Below are 26,563 nucleotides of genomic sequence, written 5' to 3'. Positions count from 1 at the left end.
AGTATTGTTTCGTTCTATTCGTTTGTATTCGAATATATGGATTAATGTAAATGATGATATGGTGAATATTAACATTCGGTTAACACCTAATTAACAATCTATCAAAACTGACTTAATAAATGCGTAATATAGTAAAGGTAACAAAATAAATAGGGTAGAGAACATTTGAGAACACCCACTTACATATAATGTGCCACTTTCTTAGGTGTGCTCTATTCCCTAGAGTTCAAATAAGGAGAAAGGCGTTCTATGTAAGTAGGTGTTTTTAGTTTGGATAAAAATAGAACAGTTAGGTGGAAAAAATGTTTAAAGAACCTTATATTGCGATGATAAAGGATTGGAAAGGATACAAAGCATACAAAAAATTGCCGAAAACAGTTTTTCTTATGACTGGTTCAATGCTGGAATTACCAGAGCGTGTATATGAATTGCAGAAACATGGACATGATGTATTTCTTCATTGTGATTTTATACAAGGCTTAAATACGAATACAGAGGAAGCGCTTTTGTATATTCAAGATGTTATCGGGGCACAAGGTATTATTTCAACAAAGGGTTCAACAATTCGAAATGCTAATAAAATTGGATTGAAAACAATTCAACGTATTTTTATTGTAGATACTTTATCCCTTACTAAATCAATTGAAAATTGTAAAACGACTAAACCAAATGCAGTAGAGATTATGCCGGGGATTATGCCTTCTATAATTAAACAGCTAGTAGAGGAAATAGAGTTTCCTATTATTGCAGGTGGGCTGATTCAAACGCGAGAAGATGCGGAAATTGCAATTCATGCAGGAGCAAGTGCGATTTCAACAAGTCATTATGAAGTATGGATACAAGAAGAAAAAAGGAGTGCAACCTTGTGATTGAATTGAAAAATGTTTCAAAGGTATATAAAAATGCAGAAGAGACAGCGGTTAAAGGCGTATCGGTTCATATTAAGAAGGGTGAATTTTTTGTTTTAGTTGGACCTTCGGGATGCGGGAAAAGCACATTATTACGAATGATCGCTGGCTTAGAAGAGATTTCTTCAGGAGATTTAATTATTAATGAACGTGTTGCAAATGATCTAGAGCCGAAAGACCGTAATCTATCAATGGTATTTCAAAATTATGCATTATATCCACACTTATCTGTAGAAGAAAATATTTTATTTGGACTTAAGGTAAGAAAAGTACAAAAAGAAGAGCGACAAAAGCGATTAATGGAAGCTATTGAAATGGTAGGACTGAAAGAGTATGTGAAAATGAAACCAGGCCAATTATCAGGCGGACAAAGACAGCGTGTTGCACTTGCCAGGGCAATTGTGAGTCAAGCGCCAATCTGTTTAATGGATGAACCACTTTCGAATTTGGATGCGAAATTACGTGCGCAAATGAGAATTGAAATTAGAGAAATTCAGCAGCGATTAGGAATTACGATGATTTACGTTACCCACGATCAAATAGAAGCGATGACTATGGGAGATCGTATCATGGTTTTAAATAAAGGAAGTATACAGCAAGTTGGAACACCACTTGACATATATAACGAACCAGCAAACGAATTTGTTGCAAACTTTATAGGTTCTCCTTCTATGAATATAAATGATGGGGAAGTAAATAAAGAAAAAGGTGTATTACATATAGGGCAATTGCAAATTCCATTATCTATTAGACAGTTAAAGCAATTACCAGAAGGAACAATTCGCATAGGCATGCGCCCTGAGCATATTGTACTGTCTGAGGAGGGACAAGAAGTGACGTTGCAATCTGTAGAAGTATTAGGGAATGAGTCTATATTGAACTTTGCGGTAAATGGAACAACTTGGAGTGCGAAAGTCATCGGACAGTTACTCTTGAACAAAGGTGACAAAGTAAAATTATTATTCTCGCAAGAAAAGTTATGCTTCTTTAATGAAAACACGAATGAACGCTTAAAAGTGGTAGCTGAAGAAGAGTTGAAAGTGGTGGCGAAATAATGATCGAAGTAAGTAAGTTACCAGTTCAAACAAAGGTGTCAAAAAAGAAAAAATTATGGGGGAGAACGAAAGATTTAAGAATAGGATTATTGTTTTTGGCGCCATCTATTTTGTTATTTTCGATTTTTTTGTTCTATCCATTGTTTAGGACAATTTACTATAGCTTTTATTTAACCGATATACATGGGGAAGCTAATCTTTTCGTTGGCTTAGAAAATTATCAATACTTATTCTCTGATCCAGCCTTCTACAAAAGTATAAAATCAACTTTATTATTTGTTTTATATACAGTGCCTACGAGTATTATATTTGCTTTGTTTCTTGCATTGATTGCAAATGGAAAAGTAAGAGGTATTGGGTTATTCCGAGTTCTGTTTTCTTCGACGATGGGAATATCAGTAGCTGCTAGTGCAGTGATTTGGCTATTTTTATTTCATCCAAGTGTAGGATTATTTAATAATATATTAGCTTCTATGAACCTTCCTGCAATCGCATGGTTAACGAGTCCGGACTGGGCACTATTCTCTGTATCAGTTACAACAGTTTGGGTGAATACAGGTTTTGCATTTTTAGTTATATTAGGTGGTTTACAAAATATCGATACGTCGTTATATGAGAGTGCATCTATAGATGGTGCTAGTTATTTATATAAACTTCGCCGTGTTACATTACCGATGCTATCACCAACTTTATTCTTTATTGTAACAGTAACATTAATTAGTGCGTTCCAAAGCTTTGGACAAATTGATATTTTAACGCACGGTGGACCAAATGATGCAACGAATTTGATTGTGTACTCGATTTACAAAGAGGCGTTTGTGAATCATCAATTTGGAACAGCAAGTGCACAAGCAATGGTATTATTTGTTTTCATTTTCCTTGCTACATTACTTCAATTTAAGTTTGCTGAGAGAAAGGTGCATTATAAATGATTGTTAAACAGTGGAAACAAAATTTCCTATTATACATGCTGCTCATTATTAGTGCAGTAATGGTATTTTTTCCTGTACTGTATGCATTTTTAATAAGTTTTATGACACCAGACGATGTTCAAATGAGAAGGTTATTTCCGACCCAGTTTACTTTTGATAATTTCATTAATATTTTTCAAAAAGTACCACTTTTTACATACTTATATAACAGTTTAATTGTATCGACAGTCGTTATGATTGGACAACTTATCGTATCAAGTTTAGCAGCTTATGCTTTTGTTTTTCTTCAGTTTAAAGGGAGAAACTTAATTTTCTTCCTGTTTATTTCAACGATGCTTATTCCGTGGGAAGCAACGATGGTGCCTAACTTTTTAACGATTCAAAACTTTGGTTGGATCAATAGTTTCGCCGGGATGACAGTGCCGTTTTTTGCAACAGCTTTCGGTATTTTCTTGTTACGTCAACATTTTATGACACTTCCGAATGAACTGAAAGAAGCTGCGTTTATTGAAGGGATTGGAAATATAAGATTTTTATTCAGCGTTGTAATTCCGTATTGTAAAACGAGTTTTATTACGCTTGGAGTATATAGCTTTTTAACAACATGGAATATGTATTTATGGCCACTTTTAGTGACCACTGATGAAAAAGTAAGAACAGTGCAAATCGGTGTGAAGCAGCTTCAGTCTCAAGAAGTTGCAACTGATTGGGGAAGCGTAATGGCCGGTGTTACGGTTATCGTTATTCCAACATTGATTTTACTATTTTTAGGGCAAAAGCAATTACAACAAGGATTAACAAAAGGTGCAATTAAATAATTAAGAGAAGGTGAGATTTAAATGAATCTAGTAAAAAAAGGTGCTGCTCTATTAATGGTAGCAACAATGGCATTATCTAGTGTCGCTTGTTCAAATAGTAAAACAGAGGGAAAACCTGAAGCACGGGCAAAAGTAGCACCAGTTGAAAAAAATGGTGATAAAACAGTAATTCGCTTCTGGCATGCGATGGGTGGAAAAACACAAGGAGTACTAGATGGTCTTGTTGCAGACTATAATAAGTCGCAAAATAAATATGAGATAAAGGCAGAGTTCCAAGGAACATATGAAGAGTCTTTAACGAAATTTAGAACGATGTCTGCAACGAAAGAAGCGCCAGCTCTTGTTCAATCGAGTGAAATTACAACGAAATATATGGTTGATAGTAAAAAAATCACACCAATTGATAGCTGGATAAAAAAAGATAAGTACGATACGTCAAAATTAGAAAAAGCAATTACAAATTATTATTCAGTTGATGGAAAAATGTATTCTATGCCATTTAATTCATCTACACCAGTATTAATTTATAATAAAGATGCTTTCGCAAAGGCGGGCTTAGATCCAGAGAAAGCTCCGAAAACATATGCGGAATTACAAGAAGCAGCGAAAAAGTTAACGATTAAAGAAGGCGGAAATGTAAAACAATATGGATTCTCCATGCTTAACTACGGTTGGTTCTTTGAAGAATTGTTAGCGACACAAGGTGCTTTATATGTAGATAACGAAAACGGTCGTAAGGATGCTGCAAAGAAGGCGGTATTTAACGGTAAAGAAGGACAGAAAGTATTTGGAATGTTAGATGATTTAAATAAAGCTGGCGCACTTGGAAAGTATGGAGCAAGTTGGGATGATATTCGTGCCGCGTTCCAGTCTGGACAAGTTGCTATGTATTTAGATTCTTCAGCAGGTGTTCGTGATTTAATTGATGCATCTAAGTTTAATGTAGGTGTTTCATATATTCCGTATCCAGAGGATTCGAAACAAAATGGTGTTGTTATTGGTGGAGCATCATTATGGATGACGAATATGGTTTCAGAAGAAACGCAACAAGGTGCTTGGGACTTTATGAAATATTTAACGAAGCCAGACGTACAAGCAAAATGGCATACTGCAACAGGTTATTTCTCAATTAATCCAGATGCATATAATGAGCCATTAGTAAAAGAGCAATATGAAAAATATCCACAGTTGAAAGTAACAGTAGATCAACTGCAAGCGACGAAGCAATCTCCAGCAACACAAGGGGCTTTAATTAGTGTATTCCCAGAATCACGAGATGCAGTTGTAAAAGCATTAGAAGCGATGTATGACGGGAAGAATAGTAAAGAAGCGTTAGATGAAGCTGCCAAAGCAACAGATAGAGCAATTAGCATTTCAGCTCGTACGAGTCAAAAATAAGAGAAAGCCGTATCCTTAAAAGGGATAAGGCTTTCTTTATAGGGAGATAAGGGATCAAAGAAATGATGAAGTCTTATCTCTTTTATATGAGTAAAGGGTCTAGAGTGAATGTTGTCCTTTTCATTATTTATTTAACTCCATTGCGACTTGTTTACCATTTACGAAAACCTCTACTACCGCTACTACAACTTCCATTACTTTTTTCATCTCTCATCTCTCCTTGTTTTTTGTTTCATTTCTTACTTTCAGTATAAGGAAATACAGTAATTACAACTATCGAATTGGATGACAAGAGACTTACATTGTTGTAAGGATAATAGTTTAGTTTGTAATAAAGTGAAACTGTAATCAGTTGGGGGGGGCGTACTGCCCGTTAATGCGGGATAAATTTGATTTAAGATTAAGATTCGGAAGTTTCTGTTGTTTTGAACTATAATTAGAAAGAGGGGGATAATATGAAAAGAATTCTTGTTATTAGTGATATTCATGGAGAGATAGAAAAGTTCGAACAGTTATTGGAAGAAGCACAATATGATGCGAAACAGGATCAATTAATCTTACTGGGAGATTATGTAGATCGTGGTCCAAATGCGCGTGCTGTAATTGAAAAGGTAAGAGAATTGAAAGAAGAGGGAGCACTCATTTTAAAGGGAAATCATGAAGATATGATGATTAAGGCGTTAACGACAAATGAGGAACGTTCATGGAACCATTGGGTAAAAAGAAATGGTGGAGATAAGACATTATATAGCTATGGATTTGTAGAAGAGGATATTGCGGTTAATGAGAAAGACTTCCAAAAACCGATTTTACACTCTCGTGTATTAGAGGAACATATAAAGTTTATTCAAGAATTAGATCATTACATTGAAACAGAAGAGTATATATTTGTACATGCTGGGGTTGAACCGATGAAACGAGTTTCTGAATCTGAACCATATACGTTAATGTGGATCCGTAATGAATTTCATAATGGATATAGCGGTGAAAAGGTTGTTGTATTTGGGCATACGGAAACAAAAACGCTTCATGGTAGTGAGGAGTGCGGAGTGTATTTTGGTAGTAATCGTATTATTGGAATTGATGGCGGGGCTGTGTACGGTGGTCAGCTAAATTGTTTGGAATTGCCGAGTAAAAAGGTATATGTAATAAAAAATTGAAAGAGATAAGAGGAATCTTATTTCTTTCAATTTTTTATTAAGCTAAATTTAAGACAAAGTTTTTATAATAAAACTTCAAAATTTTAGAAGGAAATAGTTAAAAATGAAAATACGTAATGTAACTACATTCTTTTGCTATGAAGAGAAGAAATGTAATAATAAATAGAATTGAACTATTTGATGGAAGGTGAGAGCATGCGCTTACTTGTAGTAGAAGATAATGCCTCGTTATTAGAGTCTATCGTACAAATTTTGCGTGATGAATTTGAAGTAGATACGGCAATAAATGGAGAAGATGGATTGTTTTTAGCGCTTCAAAATATATATGATGCAATTTTGCTGGATGTGATGATGCCAGGGATGGATGGATTTGAAGTAATTCAAAGAATACGTGATGAAAAGATTGAAACACCAGTCCTGTTTTTGACAGCGAGAGATTCTTTAGAAGATCGGGTGAAGGGATTGGATTTTGGTGGAGATGACTATATCGTTAAGCCATTCCAGGCCCCTGAATTAAAAGCGAGAATTCGCGCTTTACTACGCAGAAGTGGTAGTTTAACAACGCAGCAAACGATTCGTTATAAAGGGATTGAATTGTTCGGAAAAGATAAAGACGTTCAAGTAGATGGACAAAGTATTAAGTTGACATTGAAACAATATGAGCTACTAGAGTATCTCATTCAAAATAGCGGTAAGATTTTAATGCGTGAACAAATTTTTGATCGTGTTTGGGGATTTGATTCAGATACGACAGTAGCCATTGTGGAAGTGTATGTGCATCATTTGCGTAAAAAATTAGAACCATTCGGTTATCAGAAAGATATTCAAACTGTTCGAGGTATTGGATATATATTAAAAGAACAATGAAAAAAGGAAGTATGTTTCAAAAGACACGCATTCGTTTGACTATAGTGAATTCATTAGTATTTATCCTATTAATAGGTATATTAGGTAGTATTATTTATTCATACACATATAAGCGTATTTATAATGAAGTGGATCAATCTATAAAAATGATGGCTCAGTATAGAGAAAAATTAGATGTTAAAATACCACCAAGAAAACGTATGGAGAATATCCAAATTGGAGATCCGCGAGTAACTAGAATAACTTGGAATGGGAAAATAGTGAAAATAGAGGGCGATAATCGTAAATTCCGTTCAATTTTTGAAGAGAATTTGGAAAAGTTTTCTCCGGAAAAAATAGGGGAGTTACAAGATATCAAAGTACAAGGACGATATTTTAGAGTATTTTCGCTTCAAAAAGATGGAGAAATAGTTCAAATCGTGCGAGATATAACAGCGGAAGAAGGAATGTTAAATACTTTATTTTTAATCCTCGTTATAGGTTGTAGCATAGGAAGTTTATGTGCGATAGGTATCGGCTTTTTCCTAGCTGGCAGAGCACTCGTACCTATTCAAAATTCATGGGAGAAACAGCAGCAATTCGTTTCTGATGCATCACATGAATTAAGGACACCGCTTGCAGTTATTCAATCAAAAACGGATGTGTTATTTCAGTCACCATCCGCTACGATAGAAGAAAAAGCGATGGATATTTCTACAATTTCAAAAGAATGTAGGCGGTTATCAAAACTCGTTAGTAATTTATTATTACTAGCACGTTCTGATTCTAATCAAATTGAGATGGATAAAAAAACATTTGAACTTGATAAATTGTTAGAAGAAATAGTAGCTCCATATAAAGAGATTGCTTCTTATCAAGAAAAAGAAATGATACTAAAAGTAGAACGTGACGTATCTTTTATGGCTGATAGAGAGCGGATTCATCAAATGATGGTCATACTGTTAGATAATGCGATGAAGTATACAAACGAAGGCGGGCATATTCAAATTGATTGCACGCAAACGAGTAGTTCGATTCGCATACAGGTGAAAGATGACGGGATAGGAGTGAAAGAAGAAGATATTCCGAAATTATTTGATCGTTTTTATCAAGGGGATAGAGCAAGAAGTACGTCAGAAGGAGCTGGATTAGGTCTTTCAATCGCAAATTGGATTGTAGAAAAGCATTACGGAAAAATATCAGTAGAGAGCAAATGGGGAGATGGCACTTGTTTTGAAGTGATTTTCCCTAAAAACCAAAAAATATAAGTAAGAAGACGATCTTGTTTTTACAAGGTCGTCTTTTTTTAAGACAAAGTTAAGAAACTATTTATATTATATATGGCATGAAGAAAGTTCGTTACATGAAGAAGAGACTAGGTGTATGTGAGTGGGGTTTATCAATCATAATGTTATCTCAAGCAGCGATGAGATGTATGTATAGTATTAAAAAAACTAGGGGAATGATGGGAAAGAAAGTATAAGAGGGAGGAATTAATTTTGAAAAAGAAAATGATGACGGTATTCACTATTGGAGTAATGAGCTTAAGTATATTAGGGGGTGCCTCTCCTTCTGAAACATCAAAAGGAAAGACAGATTACACACAACGTAGTAAAGAACAATTAAATAATGGAAAGATACATGCTGTGCATACAGAAGAAAAGGCAGAGAATCTAGGTATTGAAACGGAAGGGAAAGAACAAATTACGTTAGAAAAAGAAATTCATGAGACAGAAGTAGGAAGAGAAGCGAAGCAGCTAGGAATTTCGATTGAAGGAAAAGATGTTGGGACGCTGTCAGAAGAAATCTATGAAACAAAAGTAAAGCAAGAAGCGTTAAAACTAGGCATATCTATAGAAAATACATCAATTGTAAATTTAATTAATCAAATTAATACGATTAAAATTAATGATGAAGCGGATAAATTAGGTATTTCGACAAATGGAAAAGAAATAGAGGACATTGCAGAAGAAATCTATGGAACGAAAGTAAGAGAGGAAGCAGGGAAGTTAGGTATTTCACCAAAAGGAAAAGAGATAGAAGTGTTAGCACAAGAGGTGTACGAACAAAAAGTGCAGGAAGAAGCAAAAAAATATCATATTGATTTATATGGGAAAGATATATATCAAGTATTAAGAGAAATTAATGAACAAAAGGTGCTACAATTGGCAGATGAGCTTAATATGGACAAAGCGAACATGAATATTCAAGAGCTAACAGAAAAAATAAAAAAAGATCAACCTGAGAGAGAAAAAGAACTAAATTTTGTACCAGTGATTCGAACGGATGCTGACGCATTTTATTCTTATTTAACGAACTAAAAAGGGCGTGAGAGTGATACGGAGGTTTAAGTGGTATATATGTATAGCATTACTAGCTATAGCGGTATGGAGTGTATATACAAATGGAATTACAAAGTATGGGGAGAAGTGGACATTCTTCAATATACAAAACGGGAAAGAACCGGAATTTAGTAATAATGATGAAAAGGTCATTTTATCAAGTGTACCATTAATTCAGCAACTACCAGAGCTAGATAGAGGCTGTGAAGTGACAAGCTTAGCGATGATGTTACAATACGCTGGTGTTTCAGTGGATAAGATGACATTAGCAAATGAAATAAAAAAAGTTGATTTTATAGACGATGGTGTGCGCGGGAATCCAAATGAAGGATTTGTAGGTAATATTTATACATTTTCTGAATCGGGATATGGTGTATATCATGGGCCACTTTTTCAGTTAGCGGAAAAATATTTACCTAATAAAGCTGTAGACTTAACAGGGAAGAATATAGAAGAAATTTATAAGAGGATAAAAGCAGGGCAACCTGTAGTCATGATCACAAATGCAACATTTGCACCATTAGATGCAGCTGAATTTACTACATGGGAAACAAATAGTGGAGATGTTTCTATTACGTATAATGAACATTGTGTTGTACTTATTGGATATGATCAGGAATTTGTATATATTCGAGATCCACTTGAGGATAGCTTAGATGTAAAAGTACCGAGAGAAACCTTTGAACAGGCATGGGTACAAATGGGAAGTCAGGCAATTAGTTATGTAAAGAGCGTCAAATAAATTAGGACGAAGAGTTTTAGTAATATGACTATAAGGCGAAGGGTAAAGATTTAAGGATTATAAGAGAAGTTTTATAGAGTAGAAGCTGTTAAGAAATAAGAGAACTTTAGCATATATAATGCTAAAGTTCTCTTATTTTTATGATTAAAATACGTATAAGGAGTGGATATGCAAAGATGCATAATTGACGAAAAATTTACATGTTATCATTATATATTGTTTTATGCATGTTAATTGTATAAAATGACACAAGTATCCACATTACATAAAGGAGGCTTATTATGCAAAAAATATTTAACTGGGTTAAATGTATGAGTATCAATAAAAAATTAATCATTTCATTCTTTATTATTTTAACTATACCAGGAATTATTATTGGTGGTGTTTCATATCAAACTGCCAAAACAAATTTTGAACATCAAATGACAGCTAAAGCAAAGGAGAATATTTCGATTTTAAATACTGTTATTTCTCAAAATATAGAAGAGAAATTTGTTGATGCGACGTACTTTGCAGACATCTTAACAGAAGATACATATCTAAATGGACAGGAAGAAATAGTAAGAACGAAGCTAGCGCAATATATAAAACTTCATCCAGAAGTAGAAGGTATTTATATTGGAACAGAGACAGGAAAGTTTATAAGAGAACCATTTATCCAAATGGCTGATGGATACAATCCAAGAGATAGATCTTGGTATAAAGAAGCACATGAAAATAAAGGGAAAGTAATTGTTACTTCACCATATCAATCAGCATCTACCAAAAATATGGTAGTGACAATTGCTAAAGAAGTAAAAGATGGTAAAGGTGTTATAGGAATTAACTTAAATTTAGATAACATCTTAAAAATTTCCAAAATGATTAATATTGGTGAAAAAGGTTATGCAGTTATTTTAGATCAAAATAAGCAAATTGTTAGTCATCCATCTAGAAAACCAGGTGCAAAAGTTACTGATCCTTGGATTAAACCAATTTATGAAGAAAAACAAGGAAATGTGTCTTATACAGAACAAGATGATAAAAAGAATTTAATCTTTGCAACAAATGAGAAAACAGGCTGGAAAGTAGTTGGTGTTATGTTCGATGAAGAAATTAACCAAGCTGCCAGTCCAGTGTTTTATAAGACTTTGATTGTCATTGCTATTGCTATTGCATTTGGTAGTATATTAATTTATTTCATTACAAAGTCTATTACAGGGCCATTACGAAAAATAGCTGAATCGGCATATAAAATTAGTAAGGGAGATTTAACAGAGAAAATTACAATCCATTCCAAGGATGACATAGGGAAATTAGGGAATTCATTTAATGAAATGTCTATGTCTTTACAGGATGTTATTACCCAAATTAGCTTTTCAGCAGAACATGTTGCAGCATCGGCTGAAGAGTTAACAGCGAGCGTACAGCAAGCAAATGATGCGACAGATCAAATTACAATTGCGATGGAACAAGTATCAGGTGGGGCTGAGTCACAAAGTCAAGGTGTTGAAGAAGGTGCGGCTACATTACAACAAGTAAATACAGCAATTCAAGATGTAACTGGAAGCGCAGAGTCAATTTCTATTTCCTCATTACATGCCCGTGAAAGAGCTGAAGAGGGAGAAGATTTAGTTGAACAAACCGCAAAACAAATGCAGTCTATTTCTAGGTCGGTATCCGAGTCAGATGCTATTATTAAACTTCTTGATGAGAAATCAAAGCAAGTAGGAGCTATTTCTGAAGCAATTCAAAACATTGCAACTCAAACAAACTTATTAGCTTTAAATGCGGCTATTGAAGCAGCAAGAGCAGGTGAACAGGGACGAGGATTTGCTATTGTAGCAGATGAGGTTAGAAAATTAGCAGAGCAATCAGGAGAGTCATCTGGAGAGATTGCAAATTTAATTGCAGAAATTAAGGCGGATATTGAACATACTGTTAAGGCGATGGATAATGTGAATGGAGAAGTTCAACAAGGCCTTGATGTTGTAACAAAAACGAAAGTAAGTTTTACGGAAATTTTAAGTTCTACTACACATATTGTTTCTCAAGTTAATCAAATGGTAGAAACAACGAAGAGAATTGCTGGAGATGCAAATGAAGTGACAAATGCTATTGATGAAATTGCAGCTGCTGCAGAAGAAAATACAGCTAGTATGCAAAGTGTTGCAGCTTCAACAGAAGAACAGGTTAATTCCATGGAGGAAATTAGTTCAGCTTCGCAAAACTTAGCTGAGATGGCAGAAGAACTACAAGCGATGACTAGTAAATTTAAAGTATAATAACAGCAGATAAGTAAGGTGAAAATAATATCACCTTACTTATTTTTCTATTCAGCAATTAGGGGAGTCATTAACAGGATGAAAAAAAGAAAAAGACTATGGAATTTATGGAAAACGATTACATTGTTAGTTTGTACAGTTGTAATTTTTTCTTTACTTGTGACAGATATATTAATTAGTCATAATGTAGAACGGACGACGGAGGATAGCCAAGCAGAGAAAGCAAAAACAATTGCACACATTGTGGCGAATGATTCGATTGTAATCGATGGTTTGGTTGGGAAAGCAGATACCTCTGCAATCCAAACGTATACAAATAGAATATTACAAAACACAGGTGTTCAATTTATTGTAGTTATGGACATGAATGGAATAAGAAAGTCACATCCAAATCCTCAAAAAATAGGGCATCATTTTATTGGGGGAGATGAAGGGCCTGCATTGAAAGGAAAAGAACATGTATCGTTAGCAGAAGGAACTTTAGGTATTTCCATGCGAGTGTTTGTACCAATATTTTCTGAAACAGGTGAACAACTTGGAGCAGTGGCTGTTGGTATTTCAGCAGATAATGTAAAAGAGAGAGTTAAGGAAAGTAGACATATTATTTATATTGGTGTCGGAGTGGGTGTATTAGTCGGAATTATAGGAGCAATATTGCTAGCTAGACATATAAAGAAAAGTTTATTCGGTCTTGAGCCGCACAGGATAGCCAAAATTCTTGAAGAAAGAAATACGATGCTACAATCTGTAAAGGAAGGTATTATTGCTGTAGATAAAGAGGCTAGAGTAACGTTAATTAATAATGAAGCGAAACGTCTATTTAAAAAAAGCGGACTTGAAGAAGATTTTATCGGTAAAGATGTTGAGTTGTATATGCCAAATTCACGTATAAAAGAAGTATTGCAAACGGGAGAAGTACAATTAAACGAAGAACAAAATATTTATGGAATTACGATTGTGACGAATCGAGTTCCTTTATATGTAAAAGGAGAAATAGTTGGTGCAATTGCAACATTTCGTGATAAAACAGAGATTAGAAAACTAGCAGAGGAACTAACTGGTATTAGACTATATGCAGAAGCATTACGGGCACAATCTCATGAGTTTATGAATAAGATGCATGTCGTATTAGGGCTTACACATATGAAACAGTATGAAGAATTACAGAAGTATATAAGCGGCATGGTATCAGAGCATCAATATGAAATTGGTGGAGTTATGAAAAGAATAAAAAGTCCAGTATTTGCTGGTTTTTTACTAGGTAAGCTCAGCTATGCTAGAGAGAAAAATATAAAATTAATTATAAGTGAAGATTCTTACATGCCGGAAATAGATGTTGAAAGTATTACTCATGAACTTATTACGATTGTCGGAAATTTAATTGATAATGCATTAGAGGCAGTTACGAATTGTGAAAAGAAGCGAGTTGAAGTTAAGATACAACATGGGGATATACTAACTATTACAGTACAAGATACGGGAAAAGGTATACAAGAAAAAGAAATAGAGGAAGTATTTACGAAAGGTTATTCCACAAAGGGAGATAACCGTGGTTATGGTTTGTATCTTGTAAGAGAAAGTATACAGCGAATAAATGGGGAAATTCATATGCATTCATTAGTAGGAAAGGGAACAACGATAACAATTGAAATACCTAAAGGTAGGGATGAGAGGCAAATATGATTAAAGTTTTAATTGTAGAAGATGACCCGATGGTAGCAATGTTAAATACGCATTATTTAGAGCAAGTAGGAGGGTTTGAACTTGTTCAAGCAGTTAACTCAGTAAAGTCAGCGATAGAAATATTAGAGAAATCACGAGTAGATTTAGTATTACTTGATATTTTTATGCCTGAAGAGACTGGTTTTGAGCTTTTAATGTATATCCGGAACCAAGAAAAAGAAAGCGATATTATAATGATTTCAGCTGTACATGATATGGGAAGTATAAAAAAAGCATTACAATATGGCGTAGTAGATTATTTAATTAAACCATTTACATTTGAACGATTTAAAGAGGCATTAACTATATATCGAGAAAAACTTACTTTCATGAAAGAACAACAAAAAATTAGTCAATCGGAATTAGATTCATTAATTTTACAAAAAGAAAAAAGAGAGCCTACTGTGACGAAAGAGCTTCCAAAAGGGTTAACGAAGCAAACGTTGCAATTAATTTGGCAGAAGATCGAGTCTCTGAATGGAAGAGTATTTACAACAGATGAAATGGCACAATTAGTTGGAATTTCAAGAGTTTCTATTCGAAAATATGTAATGTTTCTGACTGACATTGGGGTGTTAGAAAACGAAATGATGTACCAACATGTGGGAAGACCTGTAAGTAAATTAAGATGTGTTGATCAAAAGAAAATAGAGTTTTACGTATAAGCGACTTAACATAAGTCGCTTATACTTTTTTTAATTACAAAATCAATTACAAAACTTACAAAAACTATTTTTACTATTGAAAGCGTTTTAATATTGTTATTAAGAAAACGAGGGGGTGCCATATGGGAATTCAAAAGAATGTGGAAGCGGTATCATTTTCTGAAGGAAATGAAGTACAAAGAGAATCTTTCGCTTCTAAAATTATGAATGTAAAAATCGGTGTTATACCTTTACCGTTATATGTAGTATTGGCTGCTATTATTTATGGGGCATCTGTATATAATAAATTGCCAGCAGATATGATTGGTGGATTTGCAGTTATTATGATCATGGGGATTTTCTTAGGCGATATTGGGATGAGAATTCCAATTTTAAAAAATATCGGTGGTCCAGCAATACTTTCGTTATTTATTCCATCATTACTTGTATTTTTTAACTGGATGAATCCAGCTTCAATGGAAGCTGCGACTATGTTAATGAAAAAATCAAACTTTTTATATTTATATATTTCTTGTTTAGTAGTCGGAAGTATTTTAGGAATGAACCGTAAAGTGTTAGTACAAGGTTTCGTTCGTATGTTTATTCCTTTAGTAGTAGGGACGTTAGCTTCTGTAGCAGTAGGATTATTGGTCGGTTCATTATTTGGATTTGAAATGAAGCACACATTCTTCTTTATCATCGTACCAATTGTGAGTGGTGGTATCGGGGAAGGGATTTTACCATTGTCGCTAGCTTATAGTGATATTTTAAATGAATCATCAGCAACGTTTGTATCACAGCTTATTCCAGCAGCTATTATTGGAAATATGTTCGCAATTGTAAGTGCAGGGTATATGAAGCGTTTAGGTGAGAAGAAACCGGAGCTTAGTGGTAACGGTGTATTAGTGAAAACAGACAATCAAGCAGAATTATTAAAAGAACAAAATACAGAGAGGCCAATTGACTTCTCATTAATGGGAGCAGGTTTATTAATTGCGTGTACGTTCTTCATCTTCGGAGGATTTGCTTCTAAGTTCATCGGTATTCCTGGGGCAATCATTATGATTTTCTCAGCAGCGCTTGTGAAATACTTTAAATTAATGCCAGCAAAAATGGAGCAAGGAGCATTCCATTTATATAAATTTATTTCGAAGAATTTAACTTGGCCTTTAATGGTTGGATTAGGATTGCTATATATTCCGTTAAAAGACGTAGCAGCAGTTCTTTCAGTAGGATATGTTGTTGTGTGCGCATCGGTTGTTCTTACAATGGTAGCATCAGGTTTTCTTGTAGGGAAAGTGATGAAAATGTATCCAGTTGAATCAGCGATTGTAACTGGATGTCATAGCGGTTTAGGTGGAACTGGAGATGTTGCTATTTTATCAGCTTCAAATCGTATGGAATTAATGCCGTTCGCGCAAATTTCGACTCGTTTAGGCGGAGCGGCAATGGTTGTAACAGCGACAATATTATTAAAGATGTTTTCATGATCAAACAAGCTAGCTATATTCATATAGCTAGCTTGTCAAATTAAGGGGAGATTATAAGTATGTTAGAGAATCAAATTAATGAAAGATCATTGTTATTGCATAAAGAATTAGTAGGGAAAATTGAAATTACAAGTAAAGTAGAAGTAAATTCAGCGGATGATTTAAGCCTGACGTATACACCAGGTGTAGCGGAGTCTTGTAAAGCAATTGCGGCAGATGAAGAAACGGTGTATGACTATACAGCACGTGGTAATATGGTGGCAGTTGTCTCAGATGGAACAGCGGTACTCGGTTTAGGAAACATTGGACCGAAAGCGGCTATGCCTGTTATGGAAGGAAAAAGTATTTTGTTTAAGAAGTTTGCGAATGTAGATGCTTTCCCATTATGTTTAGGCACAACGGATGTAGATGAAATCGTTACCCTTGTGAAAAATTTAGAGCCTACATTTGCAGGGATTAATTTAGAAGATATTGCAGCACCGCGTTGTTTTGAAATTGAAAAACGATTAAAAGAAGAAACGAATATTCCTGTATTCCATGATGATCAACATGGAACAGCTATTGTCGTTTTAGCAGCTGTTATTAATGCATTAAAAGTTGTTAGCAAACAAATGGATAATGTGAAAATCGTTATTAACGGTGCGGGTTCGGCAGGAATTGCAATTGGAAAATTATTATTAAAGGCTGGTGCAAAGCACATTACGCTAGTTAGCCTAGAAGGTATTGTTTGTGAAGGTGAAACATGGATGAACGAAGCGCAAATTGAAGTTTCAAAAAAGACAAATCGTGAACATGTGCGTGGAACGTTAAAAGAAGCGATTAACCAAGCTGATATTTTTATTGGCGTATCTGCTCCTAACGTATTAACGAAAGAACTTGTACAGACGATGAATGAGAAAGCAATTGTGTTTGCAATGGCGAATCCAATTCCAGAAATCTTCCCTGAGGATGCATTAGAGGCTGGGGCAGCTGTAGTAGGAACTGGGCGCTCGGATTATGCGAATCAAGTAAATAATGTATTGGCGTTTCCCGGAATATTCCGCGGTGCGTTAGATGTGCGCGCAACTGATATTACAGAAGAGATGAAATTAGCGGCAGCATATGGGATCGCTAACATCATTACTGATGAAGAACGTAATGCGAATTATGTAATCCCGAATCCATTAGATAAAAGAGTTGTTCCAAGTGTTGCGGAAGCAGTAGCGAAAGCAGCTATTGATTCAGGCGTGGCACAAATTACGAAAATACCACGTTATTAATAGCTAAAAGCAGTGCCTAAAAGGCACTGCTTTTTTGAGATAAGAAATCAAAATAATGAAGAAGTGTAGAATTATTTATGTTTCTTCACTATTTATTTAATTCCATTGCAACTTGTTTACCATTCACTAAAACCTCAGTTACTGCTACGATTACTTCTATCATTTTTTTCATCTCTCATCTCTCCTCGCTTCATTTCTTACTTTAAGTATAAGAGAAGAGAGATAATTCAACTATCGAAGTACATGACGTAGAAATTACATTGTTGTAAGAAAGTGGTTTATTTTTGTCACTTTACTTAGCGGTGATTACAAACTGATCATAATATTTTTCATTCACATAGATATTTAATAACCATAATCCAGATGAAGGTAGTGACATAGCGAGAGGGAGTTCGCTTGTAGTAGAATTGATTGTATTTGAAGTAGTCCAAGTTTGTTTGGAAATTTCTTTTTGAAAGAGTACTGGTGTTGGAGTTACAGATCCTTGTTTTAGCGCAATAATAGACAATTTTCCAGTAGGTATTTCAGAATCTAGAAAGTACCACATTATTTCATTTTGTTCATTTGCGATAATAGGACTATCAGCCATTGCGATTTTTCCTTCGATGCCTTTTAAAGGTATTTTTCCGTCTATGAATGAGGGGGCTTCTTCCCAATTTACATCTTTTAAAACACTAAGGTGAAAGAAGGAAGGTGCGTTCACTTGAGTGGATGAAGTTGCTATTACGTCTTTTTTTTGTTCTTTTGAATCCGGTTGAGTTTGTGTGCATCCAGTGATGAGGAGGGAGAGAAGTAGCATAGTTCCGATTTTTTTCATGGTGCCACACTCCTAGTTTTTATTGTTAGTGTAATTGTATTTGCTAGAAGGCGGGACAATTCCTTTAAAGTATAAAAAGAGGTCGTAAGTTTTGTACGACCTCTTTTGACATTTTTTATCCCGTAAAGCCCGATTGGTGTAGGTTAATAATCAGTGGGAGATAGCCCCACTAATTAAAGTTTCATTTTATATTTGTTCCGTTGTATAGGTTGGTTCGGTTTCTTTTTGAGGCATCGTCAAAAAAATAACGGACAGAACGATACATACGCCGCCTAATAATTGGTATGCTCCAAAAGCTTCATTTAGCCAAGTGATTGAAACGATGGCAGCTACAAGGGGTTCAATGCTAGATAAAATGCTTGTTTCTGTTGCTGCTAAATATTTAAGACTACCGATATATAGAAGGAAAGAAAGGGTACCACTAACAATGATAAGAATAAGCATAGAAAAAGTTTTCAGTGTAAGGGTTTGTGAAAATTGATTCCACCCGAATGAACGATTATAAATAAGTAGTGCAATTCCTCCGATTAACATCCCCCAACCAATTACTACAGTTGTCCCGCATTCTTTAATGAGAGAAGCCGGATGAAGGGTATAAAATGCAAATCCGATTGCTGTTAATAGTCCAAAAATAATAGCTTCTTTAGATAAAACAATATTTTCAATTGAGCCATTTGTAATAATAAAGTATGTTCCTATTAGCGCGGCTATAATTGCGAATAGTTGCATGGAAGCAGGGAATTTTCTTTGTTCAAATGCAACATACACGGTAATAAGAACAGGACCTAGAAATTGAAATAGCGTTGCAGTGACCGCGTTACTAATATGAACCGTTTCGATAAAGGCGTATTGTGCACCGAGCATGCCGAGAATAGAGAAAATAATAAGTTGTATAGAATATCTAGGATGTTTCCAAATTTGAAATATGTTTTGTTTCTTTATAAGTAAGAAAGACAAAATAAATATTCCTGCAAGTAACAATCGAATTGTTAAAAAATCAATTGAGGATACATTAGTATGCTGAAATAGCCACTGAATCATTGGACCAGATAATCCCCATAATGTAGCCCCTGTAATAATCATAATGAGTCCGATACGTCTACCATTGTTCATTATCATGTTTCTCCTCTCCGGTATTTGATTTTTGATGTGTGACATGATAAAAGGAATTATATATAAAATCTGGTACTGTAAAAAGTATCAGATTTTAATTTTATTAAGGGGTCAGATATTATGTTAGAATTAACGCCTAATTTAAATGTGAATAGTAAAAAGGCATTGTATGTGCAATTGTATGAGTATATAAAAAAAGAGATTAAAGATGGATCGATTGTCCCTTTTACGAAATTACCGGCTAAGCGAAAGTTAGCGATACATTTACAAGTAAGTAAAAATACAGTAGAGGCAGCCTACGAACAATTACTTGCAGAAGGTTATATTGAATCGATATCGAGAAAAGGTTATTTTGTATGCAAGATTGAGCAAATGGTTCATGTAGAGGATAGCGAAGAGAGGATAGAAGAAGTCCCGTTTCAGGAGAAGTGTTATAAATTTGACTTTACACAAACAGGAATTGATACAAATGCTTTTCCATTTAATATGTATCGGAAAATTGTAAATGAAGTATGGCAGCCGCATAATAACGAACTTCTCTTTCTAGGACACCCTCAAGGGGAAGCAAGCTTAAGAGAAGAGATTACGAATTATTTGTATGAATCTAGAGGTGTGCGTTGTTCAGCTAGTCAAATTGTATTAGGAGCGGGAATACAAATATTAGTGAAACTATTGTTTCAATTGTTAAAGGGAAGCCATTATGCAGTTGAAAACCCAGGGTATCATAGGAAGATGGTTGTTTTTGAACAGGGAGAAGCAAGAGTCAAAATGTTATCTTTAGATAGAGATGGAATTTGTATTGCAGATTTAGAAAATAGCAATGCGAATGTTGTATTTGTTACACCTTCCCATCAGTTTCCATATGGAATGATTATGCCTATTACGAGAAGGATGCAGCTTTTACAATGGGCAAAGAAAGAAGAGAGCAGGTATATTATTGAAGATGATTACGATAGTGAATTTCGTTATTCTGGAAAGCCTATACCGGCGCTGCAAGGGTTAGATACAGAGGGGAAAGTTATTTATATGGGGACGCTATCTAAAGCATTATTGCCATCGCTACGGATGAGCTATATGGTGTTGCCGAAGAAATTAATTAAAAAGTATCAACAGCAATATTTATTTTATACACAAAGTGTTTCAAGAATAGATCAAGAAGTGATTAGAAGATTTTTAAATGAAGGATATTGGGAAAAACATATTCATAAAATGCGTGTTGTCTACCGAAAGAAGAGAGATAGACTTGTTTTTGAAATAGAGAAGTATTTCTCTAATCGTGTTGAAGTGATAGGAGAAGATTCGGGATTACACATTTTATTAAAAGTGCATAATGGAATGCGGGAAGAAGAATTAATTCAAGAAGCTGCGAAATATAGTATTAAAATATATCCTGTGTCTACGTACTATAAAGACGGTATGGCGCCTGAGAGTGTAGTTTTACTTGGGTTTGCGATATTATCAGAGGAAGAGATTGCGAAAGCGATTCAATTATTACACACGGCATGGTTTACAAGAAAGTAAAAAACATCCTCCAAACATGAGGATGTTTTTTATTATTTATTTTCATCTAAGAATAAGACCATATGCTCTTCGTCCCAATATTGTCCGTTATATTTTAATGAACGTTCTTGTACACCGAATGTTTTAAAACCTAATGATTCATAAAGTTTTTTCGCTCCATCGTTGCCAACGACAACATCAAGCATAACTTGTTCTACTTCTAAAGATTTAGCAAGCTCAAGACATTCTTTAATAAGTGCTTTTCCTGCTCCAAGTCCGCGTGCTTTTGGAGATACATATACAGAACCGATTTTAGCTTTATGTTCTTGTTTTACATATGGTTTCGTTTCCAGTGTTGCAACCCCGATTAATTTTCCATCTTTAAATGCACCTAGCGTATAGTTTTCATCTTGTGCTAATTTTTGTGCTTTATATTCAATCGCACACTCTTTATTAATAATATCTTCATAAGAAGAGCTGAATGCTTCAGGGTTTTGCTTTAATCCTTCTACGCGAAGTTCTAAGTAAATTTCTGCTTCGTCTTTTGTTAATACATGGATATCCAATTATATCACCCTCCAAATCTTTGCAAATGTACCTTTATTTTATATTGAAATAAGAATAATTTCAAAAGCTTAGCTTATATGAGCTGTTTTTATGAACAAAATAACACCAGTAGTGTTTACTACTACTGGTGTTTTCACACGCATATTATTCAAAAGGTAGCTCGATTATAAAGTTTGTTCCCGCTTCTAATTGGCTTGTTACTAGAATAGAACCGTTATGCAATTCTACAATTTCCTTTGCAACAGCTAGCCCGATGCCTTTTCCGCCTGTAGCTCGTGTTCTGGATTTATCAACACGATAAAAACGGTCAAAAATATGCGGGATATCTTCTTCAGGAATACCTTCACCTTCATCTTGTACACTTATTGTAAAAGAATATGTTTCCATGAGTACACGTATCGTAATGGATGTGTTTTCTGGCGAATGTTGATAAGCGTTGTGTAATAAATTTAACATAACTTGTTCCATACGTCTTTCGTCTATACAAACTTCTAAATCATCTTTGCAATATACATGAAGTTGCATTTGCTTATTCGTTAATGTTGTTTTTGTTTTTTCAACCATTCGTTCTAAAAATGGCTGAAGAAGCACTTTTTGTTTTTTTATAACAAATTGGTGTTGTTCTAATTGTACAAGCATAAATAAATCTTGGACGAGATCGGTTACACTATCCGTTTCATCCTCAATGATTTGTAAGTATTCTTCTCGCTCCTCTTTTGTTAAAGAGTCTCTCTTTGCTACCTTTGCATAACCTTTCATATAGGTCAATGGAGTTAATAGTTCATGAGCGACACTAGCGAGAAATTCATTGCGCTCTTTTTTCATATACGTAAGCTCACTCGATAAATCTTCAATTGTTTTTGCTAAACTTCCGAGTTCATCATTTCGTTTAATACCTAATTGAATTGGCTTGTTTAATTTTGACATTTTTTCTGTCGCTCTCTTCATTTTTATAAGAGGATCTGTAATAAATTTAGAAAAAACAAAGACAGAAATAGTTGTTAAAATAATCGTCAAAATACTAATGATAAGAAATTGATGCAGGAGTTTAAGTAACATCTTTTCTAAGAAAGATGTTTTTAATAACATATGTAAATTACCTTGAAATCCTTGAATTTCAAGTGGACTTACTGTTGAGATGAATTTTGATTTTTTCCAGTTTCTTTCTACAATTAACCCGCTTTTTGGAATAGATTTTGTTTTACAAATAAGTTGTTTTTGCATTTCTTTCGTTATGGGTTCTGAGTTAGAAATAATTTTGCCGTTATTGTCAGTTATAATGATTGTGATATCAGTATTAGCAATTAATTCGGAACCGATTAAATCTTCAGCCGCATGCTCGATAGTGAAATCCTGATACCGAGGGTGTTTAGGACGTTCTGTGTATTGCTGTTGTTTAGAATGATCATTCCATCTTGCACGGTTTACAATCTTATCACGATACCGATTACCTTTCTCTAATAGAGCATCGGTTTCTTCTTTCACACGCATTGTTGAAAGGCTTTTATAAAAAGATACGAAAGCAATTGTTTCAATACATAAAGCTAATATTAAAAAGTATGTCCCAATTTTAAGGGAAAGTTTACTCATTTTCTCACCATACCTTATTCATAATAAAGAGTCAGTGGTATACGATTTCCCACTGACCGAAGTAATTATTCACTTTTCCATTTATATCCGACTTTATAGACCGTTTCTAGGTAATCTTCAATCGGAAATCCTTTTTTGCGTAGTTTATCACGGATATTACGAATGTGTGAATCAATTGTTCTATATTCGATATCTGTTTCATAGCCCCAAATTTTTTCGATTAAATCATCTCGGCTATAAGCACGGTTTGTATTTTGCAAAAATAGTCCGAGTAACGAAAATTCGATAGGAGTTAGCGAGATTTTTTCATCGTACACTGTGACGGTATGTTTCGTTTTATCCCACTCAATACCATTGAAACTAACAAAGCCATCTTTTTTTGTACGGCGTAATATAGCCTCGATTCGTGCGACTAATACATGCTCATCAAATGGTTTTGTAATATAATCATCTGCGCCCATCGTGAGGCCTTTCACCATATCGTAGTTTTGGTTGCGAGCTGTTAACATAATGATAGGAACGTTAGAAATTTGACGAATTTGATAGCAAGTATCCCATCCATCCATATTCGGCATCATAACATCTAATAAAATAATATCGAATTCTTTTTGTTCGATTAATTTTAGTGCTTCAAGGCCAGAGGTAGCTTTCATACAAAAATAGCCGCGAGGGCTTAAGAATAGATCTAATAATCGTAACATACGTTCTTCATCGTCTACTAATAAAATTTTTACCATAATCTTGTGCACCCCAAACTGTTCATTCTACTTGTATAGTTTACATGAAAATAATAAAAAACTCTTTTTATGTGATTGAATGGAGGGATGATTTTTTCGCTCGGAGTAATTGACATAAAAAATGCACTAGTTTTGCACAACTATTTTTTATAATAAAAAACGTAGCGACACAAAATACCCTATGTTGCGACATAACGTCATGTCATTTTATTTATAAAATGACAATTCCATTCTATTGTGTATGTGAGATAGAGAGGGTTTTCGTATTCACCTCGCATCGGATAAGAAAAATTTCCTATCTCACACTTTTTTTAAAAGGAGATCATACACATGAATTCAAAAGAAGAAATTTCAAAAAAAGAAAAGCAAGATCGTAATACGGTTGTCATGTGCGTTGCCGTATCTATGGTTATTATTATAAGTTGCGTAAATAAAATTTTGGGGATTTTATAATATAAAAAAAGCTGATTGCTTCTTAAGAAGCAATCAGCTTTTTTCATTGTTAGGGGAGTATTCCTATATGATAAACCAAGGTAAAATTGCTAACCCAGAAGTTACAATTGCTGTAGTAAATATTAAAAGCATAGCTCGTTTGTTTTGTTTCATGTCACATTCTCCTCTACATATCAAGTACATGCGATCAGCGTGGGATGTAGTTCCCCACTGAGTAAAGTTTCACTTTATATTTTTAGTATAATGAATGGTAAGGATTGGTACGATCGATAAAGGTGACATGAAGATTACATTGTTGTAATGCAAAAAAACATCTTTCTTATTAAGAAAGATGTTTTTGGAAAACTACCCCGCAAAAGCCCGATTGGTTCAGCTAATACTCAGTAGGGGATGGAAAAATCACCCACTGAGTAAAGTTTCACTTTATATTGAAGTATTAATCATTTAAGAACAGAACCATATGTTCCTCGTCCCAATATTGACCGTTATGTTTTAATGAACGCTCTTGTACGCCGTAAGTTTGGAAACCTAATGACTCATATAATTTTTTTGCACCATCGTTACCAACTACAACATCGAGCATAAGTTGTTCTACATGTAATTTATCGGCATTTTCAATAATTGCTTTAATTAGAGCTCGTCCTGCTCCGAGACCACGTGCTTTTGGAGAAACAAAAACGGAGCCAATTTTTGCTTTATGTTCTTGTTTAATAAATGGTTTTGTTTCTAAAGTAGCGATACCAATTAAATCATTATCTTTGAAGACACCTAGAGTATACTTATCCGGATTGCTTAATCGTTTAGCCATAGCAGCCACAGGATTTTCATGTTTAAGAACATCTTCATAAGAAGAGCTAAAAGCTTCCGGATTCTTCGTTAAACCTTCCATACAAACTTTTAAATATATTTCTGCGTCCTCTGTTGTTAATAAGCGAATTTCCATAGTTGTAACCTCCTTGGTGGATTTCAAATAAATCCATTACTTTTATAAGATTGAGTATATGTTTTGTTAGTATTCTCTTTTAATTTGTAAAAGAATGAAAAGATATATGCTACAATGTTTTGTTTTAATTATGTAATGAAATTATATATTAACTTTGTTAACTATTCAAGTGTTTAATATGTTGCATTTTTATAACTAAAATAACTCCTCGATTGAGGAGTTATTTTTTAAATATTGGATTGATAGCCATCAATTCGTTTTGGATGTGTGTAAATATTACAAGATTCATTTCTAATAAACCCTACGACTGTAATGCCTAAATCATGGGCAAGTTGCAATGCCAGTTTTGTTGGAGCGGATTTAGATAGAACAATTTCACATCCGATTTTTGAAACTTTGAGTAAAATTTCGGATGAAATACGTCCGCTAAATGCGATGATTTTTCCTTTAATGGATATATCGTTACGCAAACAATGACCATATATTTTATCTAATGCATTATGTCTTCCAATATCCATTCTTGATAGGAGGATATTGTTTCGATCACATAGCGCGGTATTGTGAACACCGCCAGTTTGGCGAAATGTAGTAGAAGATTGTTGCAAGGTATTCATTAAATGAAAGCATTCTTCAGGAGTAATTTTTACATGTATATCATGTAAGTCTTTTGCTTTTGCTGCGTCGTTTACGAAAATAAAACCTTGTCTACCTTTTCCGCAGCAAGAAGTGATGTATCGTTTATTATATAAAGTTTGATAGAGCGGATTCACTTTTGATGATTTTACATGGACAATTCCGTTATCTTTTTGAACCCATAGTTCTTCAACATCTTTATAGGAAGAAATAATCCCCTCAGAAATTAAAAAACCAATTACCATATCTTCAATATAATTTGGTGTGCATACGACTGTTACATATTCTTCACCATTCAATTTAATAGTAATAGGAGATTCTGTAACAATCTCATCAAGTTGTTTTGAAAATGTACCAGATTGATAACGTACAATTGTATAAGTCTCTTGCGTAGGCCCCATATTTAATTCCCCTTTTATATGTATTTCTCTCCCACATTTATCATAAAACAATGGAAAAAATAAAAACACCTATTAAAAAGAAGATCACAGATTATTTTGGTTATTATTGTATATGTACGATATAATAGAACTGTAGAATAGTGATATTTTCAAGCTTTCGTAGTTATACCTTATAACATCTAGAATCGACTTCATAAGAAAGTATTTGGGTAGAGCGTTTCAAAAATAT

The 26,563-nt window shown here is 34.2% G+C and carries 24 protein-coding genes and 1 pseudogene; 18 read left to right on the top strand and 7 right to left on the bottom strand.

The window, feature by feature from the left end; translation table 11 throughout:
* Nucleotides 1-302 precede the first annotated feature (302 nt).
* The 16 genes and pseudogenes from AC22L0_RS26060 to AC22L0_RS25985 all read left to right on the top strand — a co-directional run bounded on the left by AC22L0_RS26060 (nucleotide 303) and on the right by AC22L0_RS25985 (nucleotide 17,580).
* The gene (locus AC22L0_RS26060) at nucleotides 303-869 is read left to right on the top strand and encodes a glycerol-3-phosphate responsive antiterminator (protein ID WP_000472001.1); all 567 of its coding nucleotides are present in this window, start codon (nucleotides 303-305) and stop codon (nucleotides 867-869) included.
* Nucleotides 866-1,963, top strand: a complete 1,098-nt coding sequence (locus AC22L0_RS26055; protein ID WP_000571380.1) for an ABC transporter ATP-binding protein — start codon at nucleotides 866-868, stop codon at nucleotides 1,961-1,963. The genes AC22L0_RS26060 and AC22L0_RS26055 overlap by 4 nt, the downstream gene beginning before the upstream one ends.
* On the top strand, nucleotides 1,963-2,895 hold the full coding sequence (locus tag AC22L0_RS26050) for a carbohydrate ABC transporter permease (protein ID WP_000573803.1): 933 nt from the start codon (nucleotides 1,963-1,965) through the stop codon (nucleotides 2,893-2,895). Before AC22L0_RS26055 ends, AC22L0_RS26050 begins: the two co-directional genes overlap by 1 nt.
* Entirely contained in the window at nucleotides 2,892-3,713 is an 822-nt protein-coding gene (locus tag AC22L0_RS26045) for a carbohydrate ABC transporter permease (protein WP_000635956.1), read from the top strand. The genes AC22L0_RS26050 and AC22L0_RS26045 overlap by 4 nt, the downstream gene beginning before the upstream one ends.
* 21 nt (nucleotides 3,714-3,734) lie before the next feature.
* Nucleotides 3,735-5,111, top strand: a complete 1,377-nt coding sequence (locus AC22L0_RS26040; protein ID WP_087964824.1) for an ABC transporter substrate-binding protein — start codon at nucleotides 3,735-3,737, stop codon at nucleotides 5,109-5,111.
* 455 nt (nucleotides 5,112-5,566) lie between these two features.
* Nucleotides 5,567-6,271 carry a metallophosphoesterase family protein gene (locus AC22L0_RS26035; RefSeq protein ID WP_048568054.1) on the top strand — a complete coding sequence of 235 codons (705 nt, stop codon included), beginning with the start codon at nucleotides 5,567-5,569 and terminating at the stop codon, nucleotides 6,269-6,271.
* A 195-nt stretch (nucleotides 6,272-6,466) separates the two neighbouring features.
* Nucleotides 6,467-7,138 (top strand): response regulator transcription factor, encoded by a 672-nt coding sequence (locus AC22L0_RS26030; RefSeq protein WP_002102717.1) that lies wholly within the window; start codon nucleotides 6,467-6,469, stop codon nucleotides 7,136-7,138.
* A complete protein-coding gene (locus AC22L0_RS26025) occupies nucleotides 7,135-8,385 on the top strand; it encodes a sensor histidine kinase (RefSeq protein ID WP_087964826.1) in 1,251 nt (416 codons plus the stop codon). The genes AC22L0_RS26030 and AC22L0_RS26025 overlap by 4 nt, the downstream gene beginning before the upstream one ends.
* A 231-nt stretch (nucleotides 8,386-8,616) precedes the next feature.
* Nucleotides 8,617-9,438 (top strand): hypothetical protein, encoded by an 822-nt coding sequence (locus AC22L0_RS26020; RefSeq protein ID WP_000728596.1) that lies wholly within the window; start codon nucleotides 8,617-8,619, stop codon nucleotides 9,436-9,438.
* Nucleotides 9,439-9,451: 13 nt separating this feature from the next.
* Nucleotides 9,452-10,201 carry a C39 family peptidase gene (locus AC22L0_RS26015; protein WP_000621163.1) on the top strand — a complete coding sequence of 250 codons (750 nt, stop codon included), beginning with the start codon at nucleotides 9,452-9,454 and terminating at the stop codon, nucleotides 10,199-10,201.
* A gap of 281 nt (nucleotides 10,202-10,482) precedes the next feature.
* Nucleotides 10,483-11,526, top strand: a pseudogene (locus AC22L0_RS26010) (HAMP domain-containing protein); the annotation flags it as partial.
* The gene (locus tag AC22L0_RS26005) at nucleotides 11,518-12,465 is read left to right on the top strand and encodes a methyl-accepting chemotaxis protein (protein ID WP_434787947.1); all 948 of its coding nucleotides are present in this window, start codon (nucleotides 11,518-11,520) and stop codon (nucleotides 12,463-12,465) included. The pseudogene AC22L0_RS26010 and the gene AC22L0_RS26005, both read left to right, overlap by 9 nt.
* Before the next feature lie 78 nt (nucleotides 12,466-12,543).
* The gene (locus AC22L0_RS26000) at nucleotides 12,544-14,148 is read left to right on the top strand and encodes a sensor histidine kinase (protein ID WP_087964830.1); all 1,605 of its coding nucleotides are present in this window, start codon (nucleotides 12,544-12,546) and stop codon (nucleotides 14,146-14,148) included.
* Complete coding sequence (locus AC22L0_RS25995; RefSeq protein WP_000598668.1) at nucleotides 14,145-14,852, top strand: response regulator; 708 nt, start codon at nucleotides 14,145-14,147, stop codon at nucleotides 14,850-14,852. Before AC22L0_RS26000 ends, AC22L0_RS25995 begins: the two co-directional genes overlap by 4 nt.
* Nucleotides 14,853-14,974: 122 nt before the next feature.
* The gene (locus tag AC22L0_RS25990) at nucleotides 14,975-16,321 is read left to right on the top strand and encodes a 2-hydroxycarboxylate transporter family protein (RefSeq protein WP_087964831.1); all 1,347 of its coding nucleotides are present in this window, start codon (nucleotides 14,975-14,977) and stop codon (nucleotides 16,319-16,321) included.
* A 59-nt stretch (nucleotides 16,322-16,380) separates the two neighbouring features.
* Nucleotides 16,381-17,580 (top strand): NAD(P)-dependent malic enzyme, encoded by a 1,200-nt coding sequence (locus AC22L0_RS25985; protein WP_087964833.1) that lies wholly within the window; start codon nucleotides 16,381-16,383, stop codon nucleotides 17,578-17,580.
* Between the two features lie 292 nt (nucleotides 17,581-17,872).
* Here the strand turns inward: AC22L0_RS25985 and AC22L0_RS25980 are convergent, their stop codons facing one another.
* Nucleotides 17,873-18,397 (bottom strand): DUF4871 domain-containing protein, encoded by a 525-nt coding sequence (locus AC22L0_RS25980; protein WP_000719695.1) that lies wholly within the window; start codon nucleotides 18,395-18,397, stop codon nucleotides 17,873-17,875.
* Between the two features lie 186 nt (nucleotides 18,398-18,583).
* Complete coding sequence (locus tag AC22L0_RS25975) at nucleotides 18,584-19,510, bottom strand: DMT family transporter (protein WP_001059059.1); 927 nt, start codon at nucleotides 19,508-19,510, stop codon at nucleotides 18,584-18,586.
* Nucleotides 19,511-19,630: 120 nt separating this feature from the next.
* On the opposite strand from AC22L0_RS25975, the gene pdxR reads away from it, so the two are divergent.
* A complete protein-coding gene (gene pdxR / locus AC22L0_RS25970) occupies nucleotides 19,631-21,031 on the top strand; it encodes a MocR-like pyridoxine biosynthesis transcription factor PdxR (protein ID WP_087964834.1) in 1,401 nt (466 codons plus the stop codon).
* A 32-nt stretch (nucleotides 21,032-21,063) separates the two neighbouring features.
* On the opposite strand, the gene AC22L0_RS25965 is transcribed toward pdxR, so the two are convergent.
* The 3 genes from AC22L0_RS25965 to AC22L0_RS25955 all read right to left on the bottom strand — a co-directional run bounded on the left by AC22L0_RS25965 (nucleotide 21,064) and on the right by AC22L0_RS25955 (nucleotide 23,904).
* Nucleotides 21,064-21,576 carry a GNAT family N-acetyltransferase gene (locus tag AC22L0_RS25965; RefSeq protein WP_000351212.1) on the bottom strand — a complete coding sequence of 171 codons (513 nt, stop codon included), beginning with the start codon at nucleotides 21,574-21,576 and terminating at the stop codon, nucleotides 21,064-21,066.
* A 145-nt stretch (nucleotides 21,577-21,721) separates the two neighbouring features.
* The gene (locus tag AC22L0_RS25960) at nucleotides 21,722-23,167 is read right to left on the bottom strand and encodes a HAMP domain-containing sensor histidine kinase (RefSeq protein ID WP_000041028.1); all 1,446 of its coding nucleotides are present in this window, start codon (nucleotides 23,165-23,167) and stop codon (nucleotides 21,722-21,724) included.
* 65 nt (nucleotides 23,168-23,232) lie between these two features.
* A complete protein-coding gene (locus tag AC22L0_RS25955; RefSeq protein WP_000238956.1) occupies nucleotides 23,233-23,904 on the bottom strand; it encodes a response regulator transcription factor in 672 nt (223 codons plus the stop codon).
* A gap of 330 nt (nucleotides 23,905-24,234) precedes the next feature.
* Here AC22L0_RS25955 and AC22L0_RS25950 point away from each other — a divergent pair, with 330 nt between their 5' ends.
* A complete protein-coding gene (locus AC22L0_RS25950; RefSeq protein WP_001085006.1) occupies nucleotides 24,235-24,357 on the top strand; it encodes a hypothetical protein in 123 nt (40 codons plus the stop codon).
* Nucleotides 24,358-24,793: 436 nt separating this feature from the next.
* Here the strand turns inward: AC22L0_RS25950 and AC22L0_RS25945 are convergent, their stop codons facing one another.
* A complete protein-coding gene (locus AC22L0_RS25945) occupies nucleotides 24,794-25,300 on the bottom strand; it encodes a GNAT family N-acetyltransferase (RefSeq protein WP_087964836.1) in 507 nt (168 codons plus the stop codon).
* Nucleotides 25,301-25,527: 227 nt separating this feature from the next.
* The gene (gene fdhD, locus AC22L0_RS25940; protein ID WP_087964838.1) at nucleotides 25,528-26,334 is read right to left on the bottom strand and encodes a formate dehydrogenase accessory sulfurtransferase FdhD; all 807 of its coding nucleotides are present in this window, start codon (nucleotides 26,332-26,334) and stop codon (nucleotides 25,528-25,530) included.
* Between the last annotated feature and the right edge of the window lie 229 nt (nucleotides 26,335-26,563).

Source organism: Bacillus sp. LQ01 (genome assembly GCF_057624735.1).
Note: the sequence above shows the minus strand (reverse complement) of the source record. Positions and strands in the feature narration are given on the sequence as shown.

What these genes read in the sequence shown, in the direction of transcription:
- AC22L0_RS26045 (WP_000635956.1), top strand. Translation starts at nt 2,892, where the DNA reads ATGATTGTTAAACAGTGGAAACAAAATTTCCTATTATACATGCTGCTC.
- AC22L0_RS26025 (WP_087964826.1), top strand. Translation starts at nt 7,135, where the DNA reads ATGAAAAAAGGAAGTATGTTTCAAAAGACACGCATTCGTTTGACTATA.
- AC22L0_RS25950 (WP_001085006.1), top strand. Translation starts at nt 24,235, where the DNA reads ATGAATTCAAAAGAAGAAATTTCAAAAAAAGAAAAGCAAGATCGTAAT.
- AC22L0_RS26060 (WP_000472001.1), top strand. Translation starts at nt 303, where the DNA reads ATGTTTAAAGAACCTTATATTGCGATGATAAAGGATTGGAAAGGATAC.
- AC22L0_RS25985 (WP_087964833.1), top strand. Translation starts at nt 16,381, where the DNA reads ATGTTAGAGAATCAAATTAATGAAAGATCATTGTTATTGCATAAAGAA.
- AC22L0_RS25990 (WP_087964831.1), top strand. Translation starts at nt 14,975, where the DNA reads ATGGGAATTCAAAAGAATGTGGAAGCGGTATCATTTTCTGAAGGAAAT.
- AC22L0_RS25975 (WP_001059059.1), bottom strand. Translation starts at nt 19,510, where the DNA reads ATGAACAATGGTAGACGTATCGGACTCATTATGATTATTACAGGGGCT.
- AC22L0_RS25955 (WP_000238956.1), bottom strand. Translation starts at nt 23,904, where the DNA reads ATGGTAAAAATTTTATTAGTAGACGATGAAGAACGTATGTTACGATTA.
- pdxR (WP_087964834.1), top strand. Translation starts at nt 19,631, where the DNA reads ATGTTAGAATTAACGCCTAATTTAAATGTGAATAGTAAAAAGGCATTG.
- AC22L0_RS26050 (WP_000573803.1), top strand. Translation starts at nt 1,963, where the DNA reads ATGATCGAAGTAAGTAAGTTACCAGTTCAAACAAAGGTGTCAAAAAAG.
- AC22L0_RS25960 (WP_000041028.1), bottom strand. Translation starts at nt 23,167, where the DNA reads ATGAGTAAACTTTCCCTTAAAATTGGGACATACTTTTTAATATTAGCT.
- AC22L0_RS26000 (WP_087964830.1), top strand. Translation starts at nt 12,544, where the DNA reads ATGAAAAAAAGAAAAAGACTATGGAATTTATGGAAAACGATTACATTG.
- AC22L0_RS26030 (WP_002102717.1), top strand. Translation starts at nt 6,467, where the DNA reads ATGCGCTTACTTGTAGTAGAAGATAATGCCTCGTTATTAGAGTCTATC.
- AC22L0_RS26005 (WP_434787947.1), top strand. Translation starts at nt 11,518, where the DNA reads ATGTCTATGTCTTTACAGGATGTTATTACCCAAATTAGCTTTTCAGCA.
- AC22L0_RS25945 (WP_087964836.1), bottom strand. Translation starts at nt 25,300, where the DNA reads ATGGAAATTCGCTTATTAACAACAGAGGACGCAGAAATATATTTAAAA.
- AC22L0_RS25995 (WP_000598668.1), top strand. Translation starts at nt 14,145, where the DNA reads ATGATTAAAGTTTTAATTGTAGAAGATGACCCGATGGTAGCAATGTTA.
- fdhD (WP_087964838.1), bottom strand. Translation starts at nt 26,334, where the DNA reads ATGGGGCCTACGCAAGAGACTTATACAATTGTACGTTATCAATCTGGT.
- AC22L0_RS26035 (WP_048568054.1), top strand. Translation starts at nt 5,567, where the DNA reads ATGAAAAGAATTCTTGTTATTAGTGATATTCATGGAGAGATAGAAAAG.
- AC22L0_RS26040 (WP_087964824.1), top strand. Translation starts at nt 3,735, where the DNA reads ATGAATCTAGTAAAAAAAGGTGCTGCTCTATTAATGGTAGCAACAATG.
- AC22L0_RS25980 (WP_000719695.1), bottom strand. Translation starts at nt 18,397, where the DNA reads ATGAAAAAAATCGGAACTATGCTACTTCTCTCCCTCCTCATCACTGGA.